Source organism: Pseudobutyrivibrio sp. OR37 (genome assembly GCF_900113655.1).
Classification (GTDB): Bacteria; Bacillota; Clostridia; order Lachnospirales; family Lachnospiraceae; genus Pseudobutyrivibrio.
On the sequence record NZ_FOQF01000002.1, the window covers coordinates 216,264 to 225,047 of the forward strand.

Sequence of the window (8,784 nt, forward strand, 5' to 3'; positions counted from 1 at the left end):
GGTCTCAATCACCTATAAAATCAAAAATTGTCATCTGATTAGAATCTGCGACTAAATTCTCGTAGGTCTCCTGCTCCTCAGCAGTCATTTCCCTCTGAAAAACATATGTCTCCTGTTTTATGCGGCCATCCATATCAAAATACATCTGTCTGTATTTCATAGTATCATTTTCAAACATTATTCTTTGCCCATCTAATAATTATAAAATCAAATATAATTCTATCATAACAGGGCAAAAATTCAATTAATTCTTTCGTCTTTCGTGGCCTGACTGAGCATAGAATTTGCTTTTATTTTCAAGCATGTTATCGTCAGCCAGCTTACACAGCTCTTCAGAGCTGACATTTGGATAATCTCTAACAGAGGCTGTTCCAATTGAGGCAGAAAAACCATCGATATATTTGCCCTTCCAGGTAGAAGCAATTTTGTTGAATTTCTCAATTCTTCTCTTTACCTCAGCCTCTGTGGCAACAAACATAACGATAAATTCATCGCCGCCGATTCGGCTTATAACTGCAGTAGAACTATCCTCAAAAGCCCCATTGATGCAGTGCGCTGTGGCAAGCAGCAATTCATCACCTGCATCATGACCATAATTGTCATTATAGTATTTAAGCCTGTTTACATCGAAATAAACAACAGTAGTATCCCTAACCAGCTCTTTATCCTCAAATGCCTGTAACTCTTCATAGAAATACCTTCTGTTGGTAAGATGGGTAAGCTCGTCAGTGTAGGCAAGCTCCTTAACCTGAACAAGCTCTGCCTCTTCCTCCACCTTAAGGCCAATACGCTTATAGATTATACCCACCTGGGTAGATATATAGACAATCAGGCCTGTAACAATAATGATATTATAATTGCTGTCTATATTATTAATATACATAGCCACTGAAATCAAACATACAAACAGGAAGGTTAAATTTCCAATGGCTATCATCCTTCGTTCAGATTTTCTCTTGGCCTCTTTAAGGCTTGTGTAAGAATAATAGGACGTCAAACCAAGCACTACCAAATCCACCAGATGAGCTATTATTACAATCTGGCCCCAATCAAGTAAGCCTATCAGGCATAAAGCAAACAAGGAGGCTATAAATATTGCAATAATGCCATCAATAACATTGTCGACAAAGCTGATTCTGAAATTGACAGCTCTTACAAGCTCCAAAAAAGCCAGTGGCATCATTAAAAATACAATTATCTCTAGTATCGCAAAGCCTGTTCCGTTACCAAAGATGATATACAAAAGCCTGGTTTGGCAGAGCAACCATATACTAGAGCATATTGAAAATATTCCTGCATAAAGCAAAGCTTCAAATGTGAGTTTTCTAAGTATATGTGAGCGCTTTGCTATATAGTAAATAGCTACTATAGCCTCACAAAGACCGTAAAACAGCAGAACAACTGAAAGAACCATCTGTAGCCACTGATTTTTAAGTACATAGATTCCATATCCGGATCTGGTGCTTATTACAGATTCGTAGATTTCAGAGCCATACAAGGATTCCTGTAAATCCAAATTAATATCTATCTTTTTTCCAGAATACTCTTCCTTCATTTTAAGATGAATTTCCTTTTTTCCTACATTGGAAGAGATATTAAAAAGCTTTTGATCTAAGGAACGGTAGACCTCTTTATCATCTACATAAATAACAGCCGAATCATAATAGCACTTAATTACCAAAAACTGATCACCATAAACTTGTGGAAGTGTGTTGCTGATGGTAAATTGATTTTCTGCCTCATAAGGGAATCTTACTTCCACGCCATCAACTGTCCAGCCATAGCTGAAGTCAATAAAATTCTCTTGGAATTTGTCATTTTCCTGATTTGAATATGCAAACCCCAACGCTTCAATAAAAATAATAAATATGATATAAACTGATGCGATTAATTTTCGTAAAAACCCCTTATCCATAGCTCACCCCATATTTGTGCTAATCTTCAGGTGCCTCTATTCCAAATTCACTAGGTAAAAATCTAGGACATACATTGTCCGAGGTTACTATAACTGAAGCTGCAAGAGTAGAACCAATCTCGCAAGCCTCTGCCATAGTCTTTCCATAAGTAAGACCAATAGTTACACCTGCAAAGAAGGAATCTCCTGCACCTGTAGTATCCTTAACGTCTACCTTTCTTGCAGGTACAAAACCTGTATTACCATCAATATCTGCATAAACTGCACCCTTGCCACCAAGAGTAACAATCATCTTTTTAATCTGAGCGCCCTGTACCTTTTTAGCAAGGATTTCTTCCATTTCCTCTGGAGTCTTCTCTGAATAATCATCCATGAAAAGAATACCAGCCTCCTGCTGATTACATACAAAGCATTCTACATTCTTAAGAAAATCTCTACGTTCTACAGCAATGCTCATGTTTGAAACAGCTGCATAAACCTTTAGATTATACTTTTGGGCATATTTGAACACTCTTTTAATAGTGTCCTTTTCCATATCTATCTCAAGGGCGATACTATCTGCATCCTTAAAGATTTCATCACCCTCTTCATCAAGAATATCATTGATTACTGAAAGGTCAGGTCTCTTTGAAATAGAAGCAACAACATCACCATGATTATCAAAAACTGCAAGCCACTTACCCATTCCGTCTGGTGTACGACGTACGAATCGTGTATCCACCTTATGGTTTTTAAGCTTTTCAAGTACTCCTGTGCCGATACCACTATCATCAACAAGGCTAACAAATGTAGGTCTAAGCTCAACATTTGCAATATCCTCAACTACATTTCTACTAACTCCACCGTGTACCTCTTCTACTGTACCAACATTTCTACCAGCTGGAATATAGCTTGATGTAGAATGTCCTTTAATGTCAATAAATACTGCACCTAGTACAACAATTCCCATAATTAATATTTCCTCTTTCCTCAATTTATAATCTATCCGATTATAACACTCGTAGTAATATTAGCAAAGATTTGTGTAAAAAATATAGTAAAATATGATAGAATTTGAGTATTCTAGTGAGGTAACAAAATGATTAAAGTTGATTTGATAACAGGATTTCTAGGAAGTGGCAAAACTACCTTCCTAAAGAAATATGCTAAATATTTTATGGATAAGGGAATGCGAATTGGCATCCTTGAAAATGACTACGGCGCAGTAAATGTAGATATGCTCCTTCTAAACGAGCTTCGAGGTGATAACTGCGAGCTTGAAATGGTTGCAGGTGGCTGTGATGCCGATTGTCATAAAAGACGATTCAAGACAAAGCTCATTGCTATGGCCATGAGTGGCTACAGCAGGGTAATAATCGAGCCTTCGGGAATCTTTGATGTGGATGAATTCTTCGATGTATTACATGAGGAGCCACTTGATAGATTTTACGAAATTGGTAACGTAATTACGATAGTTAACGCAAAGCTTGAGGATGATTTGTCGTCAGACTCCGATTTCTTTTTAGCCTCTCAAATTGCAAACGCTGGAAAGATTGTCCTTAGCCGCACACAGCTTACCGACAATGCTCAAATTGAAAAGACAAAAGCACATTTACAGCGTGCCGCTGAAAAAAGCCAGCTTAAAATTGATGTTGATATGCTTTGCTTTACAAAGGATTGGGATTCTTTAACTGAAGAAGATTTTGCCAAGCTTGCAAACGCAAGCTACGCTACCCGCTCCTATGTGAAAAGAAGAACCACAGATGACAGTGGCTACAAAACTGTATACTTCCTTGAGCTTCCAATGAAAAAGGCTGATATTAAAGCAAAAATTGACACACTTATGTCGGATGACAGCTTTGGAAACATCCATAGAGCCAAAGGCTTCTTTTTGGATGACGAAACCTGGTATCAGTTTAATGCTACAAAAGAAGATTTCGAATTAAATACCATGCCTGTAGGCCAAGAGGTATTTATTGTAATTGGAGAAAATCTCAATCAGGATAAAATAAAAGAATATATGAATGCATAAAAAATAGCCAGCGTAATTGCTGGCTATTTCTATATTGTCCCTGCAATGGCGCTTTTTGCTGCTGTTATTGGGCTGGCAAGATAGATTTTTACCTTACTGGTTCCCATACGTCCTAGGAAGTTTCTATTATTTGTGGCAACCACTACTTCATCATCGGAAAGAATTCCTCCACCACGGCCACAGCAAAGCCCACACCCTGGTGTGGTGATTATGCAGCCAGCCTCTGAAAGAATTTCGATAGTACCATCACATAAAGCCTGTCTGTAAATCTTGCGGCTTGCAGGTGTAACAATCATCTTTACAAATGGTGCTACATGCTTTCCTTTAAGAATCATGGCTGCTGCCTGAAGGTCTTCTAGTCGTCCGTTGGTGCAAGAGCCGAGGAATACTTGATTTACCTTGGTACCAGCAAGCTCAGATACAGGCTTTATATTATCCACAAGAGATGGGCAGGCACAAACTGGGACAAAATCCTCTGCCCTGTATTTGATTACCCTTGAATATACTGCGTCATCATCAGCCCTTAAAGCTTTGATGCTATCATCATATTCTATTCTGCAATAGTCGCAGGTCTTTTCGTCTGGAGCGAAAAGTCCACATTTAGCTCCAGCCTCCACTGCCATATTTGACATGGTCATTCTGCTGGCAACACTCATTGCCTCTACCGTACTTCCTGCAAATTCGATGGATTGATAGGTAGCACCTGATGCTGTTAAATCACCAATAATCCTAAGAATTATATCCTTGGACATGACATTACCTGGCAAGGTTCCATCTATTTCAACCTTTATTGACTCTGGTACTCGAACCCAAAGCTCACCTGTTCCAAGGATACCTGCCATCTCCGTATATCCGATACCTGTCGAAAAAGCACCTACACAGCCATAGGTTACAGTATGGCTATCTGTTCCAAAGGCAATATCTCCCGGCTTTACGTAGCCTGCCTCTGTCATAAGCTGATGGCAGATTCCGTCTGTTCTATGTACATTTTTGATGCCATATTTTTCTGCAAAGGCATCTGCAACTCTAAAATGTCTACTATCATCCACCTGAGTAGCTGGAAGAAAGTGGTCGTAAATTAACACCACACTATCAGGCTTTGCCACCTTACTGAAGCCCATTTCCTCAAACTTCTGTACAGCAAAGGGAGCCATAATATCATCAATCATGCACCAATCTACAGGAACTGTGACGATATCTCCTGGCTTTACCCCATGTCCTACTTTATTTCCAATAATTTTTTCAACTAATGTATGTCCCATAAGCTCTCCGTAAATTATTACTATACTAAACCATTCTTCTTTCTCATAGCCTTTACAAGGCCGCCTGCTTCAAGTATCTCCAGCAGATTATCTGGCAATGATGCTATAGGATACGACTTTCCATTTACCTTTATTTCCTTACCAGTTTCAACCTCTGCAACATCTCCCTCACAAACCTCGTCATACAAATCTGGCTGTTCAATAAGAAGTAATCCATTATTAATTGCATTTCTAAAAAATATTCTTGCGTAAGATTTTGCTACAATGCAGGATATTCCTAGCGCCTTCACTACCTCAGGTGCCTGCTCTCTAGATGAACCACAGCCGAAATTATGGCCTGCCACAATCATATCCCCTGGCTGAATTTTTGCTGCAAGCTCTGGGCGAAGTGGGCTAAAAGCGTAAGGCTTCATCTTTTCCACAGTTTCATACGCCAAGTACTCTGTAGGCAGAATAATATCTGTATCTATATCATCTCCAAGTTTCCAAATTTTTGCTTTAAACAATTCAATCTCCTTATCCGCATCCAAATATACTTTTTCAAAGCTCCCGGAAGCCATCTCCCATCTCAGAACCTTTGACTAATGTCAAAGAACCTGAGCGGGGTTCTCCGTTCCACTCCGGTCGTTGCTGAACAAAGGTCCGCCGGACCTTTAGCAACCTCTTCCTCGCGCCTGCCTAGTTTTTCTATGGATGCTCTAACAATAAACCTTAAATCTTATCTGCACTTATGATATATCCACGTACGGCGGATGCGGTGACGGTGGCGGCGCTGGCTAGATATACAAATGAATCCTTATGTCCGGCGCGGCCCTTGAAGTTGCGGGTACCTGTGGATATAAGAGTTTCCCCTTCACCAATTACTCCCTGGCAAGCGCCCCAGCATACGGAGCAGTTAGGATTCATTACCATAGCTCCTGCCTCCATGAAAATATCTAAAAGTCCTTCCTTAAGAGCCTGCTGATATACAGCTCTGCTGGCAGGTACTACAAGAAATCTTACCTTATTTGCAACATGCTTTCCTTTTATAATTTCAGCTCCAACTCTTAAATCTTCAATACGTCCATTGTTACAGCTGCCAAGAAATGCCTCATCAATCTTTGTGCCCTCACACTCACTTACAGGCACTACGTTATCTACAAAATGAGGCTTTGCAACAATAGGCTCAATCTCAGCTAAATCAATATCGATTATCTGAGAAAAAACTGCATCCTCATCAGATTTATAGATTGCCTTTGGCTCCCTGCCATGCTCCTTTAGATAATCTAAAGCTACATCATCCACTTCCATGAGAGCAGTCTTAGCACCAGCCTCCACGCACAGATTACAGATTGCGATTCTATCTGCCATAGAAAGGCTAGCCATACCATCTCCTACAAATTCCATAGCCTTATAGTTGGCTCCGTTTGCAGAAATCTTTCCTATTATTGTAAGAATTAAATCTCTGGCATATACTCCTTTCTTTAGCTTGCCATGAAGATTGATTCTAATAGTCTCTGGAACAAGCAACCATGACATTCCTGTAACCATGGCATACAAATAATCTGTACAGCCTACACCTGTTCCAAATGCCCCAAGGGCTCCATAAGCACAGGTATGGGAATCTGCCCCAAATATCAGCTCACCTGGACGAACATGATTTTCCATCATAACCTGATGGCACACACCTTCACCCTCATAAAATGTAATGCCATGTTCTCTTGCAAAGTCTCGCATCTTCTTATGACTTGCTGCAGTCTTTGGACTATCTGCAGGAATATTATGATCAATAATCCACACCAGCTTATTTACATCTGCAATCTTTGGATTTTTCAAATTGTTATACATATCTATAGTCAAATGAGTTGTTCCATCATTCGACATTAACCTATCTAAAGTAACAGTTTCGATATCGCCAGCCTTGCAGGATTCTACCCCTGCTGCTGCCGCGATAATCTTTTCAGCCATAGTCATTCCCATAATTATATCTCCTTGTAGTCCGCTTATTACATTAACAATAATTAATTCTCTTCCAGTCACTTCACCCCGCATAGTTACGCAAACAAGCATTATATTTCCCCGTTCAACTAATGTTTCACTAAGGAAATATAATAGCTTGTTTACTACTATGCTCATCTAAATTCTATAGTTAGTTTATACCCATATCCTATTTGTCCAGCGATGCGATTAGTCCGCCCTGATCCAGGATTTCCTGCATTTTGGCTGGGAGCTTGGTGCAGGAATAGGTGGCGCCGCCTGTTGTGATGGTTCCGTTTTCTAAGTCTAGCTCCATCTCATCACCTTCTTTAACTACATCATATAATTCCTTACTAACAATTACTGGCATACCTATGTTAATGGAGTTTCTGTAGAAGATTCTTGCAAAGGATTTTGCAACAACTGCCTTAACTCCAAGTGCCTTTAGCACGCTAGGAGCCTGTTCTCTTGATGAACCGCAACCAAAGTTCTCATCTGCCACTACGAAATCCCCTGGCTTAACTTTACTTGCAAATTCGCCATTTAGAGATTCAAATGTATGCATTTTCATTTCGTCTATTGTTGGAAATAGCAGATACTGAGAAGCGATGATTTGATCTGTATCTACGTCTTTATCGAATTTAAATACTTTACCCATAACACGACTCCTTTTATTATTTGTACTATATTCTATCCTATCTCTTTAGCAATTTAAAGAGGTAAATCGCCTGTTTTATATTTAGAACTTTAAATAATCACATTATTGCATTAATATATTAAAATACATTTTAACTTTATAGGAGATATATCATGAATTTAGTTTTAATCGGAAGAATTTTTTCACTACTAGCATGTATACTTATGGTTATCATAGGTTACCTTAAGCATAAAAAGACAATACTTTGGGCTCAGAACCTTCAGTTTGTTTTGTTTTCCATATCATACGGATGCTTAGGCGGAATCGCTGCAGTAGTTGGTAATATGGTCAGCCTTCTTAGAAACCTTATCTGTCTTAAGTGGAATCTTACATTACCACTTCAGATTTTCTTCATTGGCTTCCAGGGTGTATTTACTTTTATCACTACTCAGAATCGCTGGATTGATTGGCTTCCATTTATGGCAGCCACATGTATCACATTATCACTTCGTTCTAAAAAAGATTTAATCATAAAGCTTGGCTGTATCGGCAGCATCATTTGCTTTGGAACTTACGATTTCTTCCTTCAGAACTGGATTGTTTTTGGATTTGATTGTTTTTCACTTATCACAAGCATTATCGGTATTTACCGTATCAAAGCTGATAAAAAAGAAGCAGAAGAGACCTTTTAAGGTCTCTCCAGAGTGTAGACAAAGAGGATGCTGCAAAACTAAGTTTTGCAGCATCCTTTCCATTTTTCTAAGATTATATTTTGATTTTTATGTAAAAAGGCCTTCCTTTAGGCCATTTCTAAATCCCATTCTTGCTGTATCTTTGCCAGCTTCTTTAAATTCATACACGCAAAGGTAAGCGCAACCTTCATTACCATGCGCGCCTTCCCATACATCTGCGTATATCTAAAACCATGATTCTCTTTGGCTGTTCCGAAGATTCTTTCTATGGTTTCTTTTCTGTGAGAGTATAAATCTTTCATACCTAAGGT

At 39.1% G+C, this 8,784-nt stretch carries 9 protein-coding genes and 1 pseudogene; 2 read left to right on the plus strand and 8 right to left on the minus strand.

Annotated elements, in window-relative coordinates:
- Positions 1–4 precede the first annotated feature (4 nt).
- The 3 genes from BM097_RS16250 to BM097_RS01935 all read right to left on the minus strand — a co-directional run bounded on the left by BM097_RS16250 (position 5) and on the right by BM097_RS01935 (position 2,864).
- Entirely contained in the window at positions 5–178 is a 174-nt protein-coding gene (locus tag BM097_RS16250; protein ID WP_177197337.1) for a hypothetical protein, read from the minus strand.
- 66 nt (positions 179–244) lie between these two features.
- Complete coding sequence (locus tag BM097_RS01930) at positions 245–1,915, minus strand: diguanylate cyclase domain-containing protein (protein ID WP_090545339.1); 1,671 nt, start codon at positions 1,913–1,915, stop codon at positions 245–247.
- A 19-nt stretch (positions 1,916–1,934) separates the two neighbouring features.
- The gene (locus BM097_RS01935) at positions 1,935–2,864 is read right to left on the minus strand and encodes a carbohydrate kinase family protein (protein ID WP_090545342.1); all 930 of its coding nucleotides are present in this window, start codon (positions 2,862–2,864) and stop codon (positions 1,935–1,937) included.
- A gap of 129 nt (positions 2,865–2,993) precedes the next feature.
- On the opposite strand from BM097_RS01935, the gene BM097_RS01940 reads away from it, so the two are divergent.
- A complete protein-coding gene (locus tag BM097_RS01940; protein WP_090545344.1) occupies positions 2,994–3,926 on the plus strand; it encodes a GTP-binding protein in 933 nt (310 codons plus the stop codon).
- Between the two features lie 29 nt (positions 3,927–3,955).
- On the opposite strand, the gene BM097_RS01945 is transcribed toward BM097_RS01940, so the two are convergent.
- The 4 genes from BM097_RS01945 to BM097_RS01960 all read right to left on the minus strand — a co-directional run bounded on the left by BM097_RS01945 (position 3,956) and on the right by BM097_RS01960 (position 7,802).
- Positions 3,956–5,188, minus strand: coding sequence for a 3-isopropylmalate dehydratase large subunit (locus tag BM097_RS01945; RefSeq protein ID WP_090545346.1), 1,233 nt, complete (start codon positions 5,186–5,188; stop codon positions 3,956–3,958).
- Positions 5,189–5,208: 20 nt separating this feature from the next.
- Positions 5,209–5,700: a LeuD/DmdB family oxidoreductase small subunit gene (locus tag BM097_RS01950; RefSeq protein ID WP_090545368.1), complete on the minus strand. Its 492-nt coding sequence runs from the start codon at positions 5,698–5,700 to the stop codon at positions 5,209–5,211.
- Between the two features lie 199 nt (positions 5,701–5,899).
- Complete coding sequence (locus BM097_RS01955) at positions 5,900–7,147, minus strand: 3-isopropylmalate dehydratase large subunit (protein ID WP_090545348.1); 1,248 nt, start codon at positions 7,145–7,147, stop codon at positions 5,900–5,902.
- A 187-nt stretch (positions 7,148–7,334) separates the two neighbouring features.
- Positions 7,335–7,802 carry a LeuD/DmdB family oxidoreductase small subunit gene (locus BM097_RS01960; protein ID WP_090545350.1) on the minus strand — a complete coding sequence of 156 codons (468 nt, stop codon included), beginning with the start codon at positions 7,800–7,802 and terminating at the stop codon, positions 7,335–7,337.
- Positions 7,803–7,954: 152 nt separating this feature from the next.
- On the opposite strand from BM097_RS01960, the gene BM097_RS01965 reads away from it, so the two are divergent.
- A complete protein-coding gene (locus BM097_RS01965) occupies positions 7,955–8,473 on the plus strand; it encodes a YgjV family protein (protein ID WP_090545352.1) in 519 nt (172 codons plus the stop codon).
- A 125-nt stretch (positions 8,474–8,598) separates the two neighbouring features.
- Here BM097_RS01965 and BM097_RS01970 read toward each other — a convergent pair.
- Positions 8,599–8,784: pseudogene (locus BM097_RS01970) on the minus strand (transposase); the annotation flags it as partial.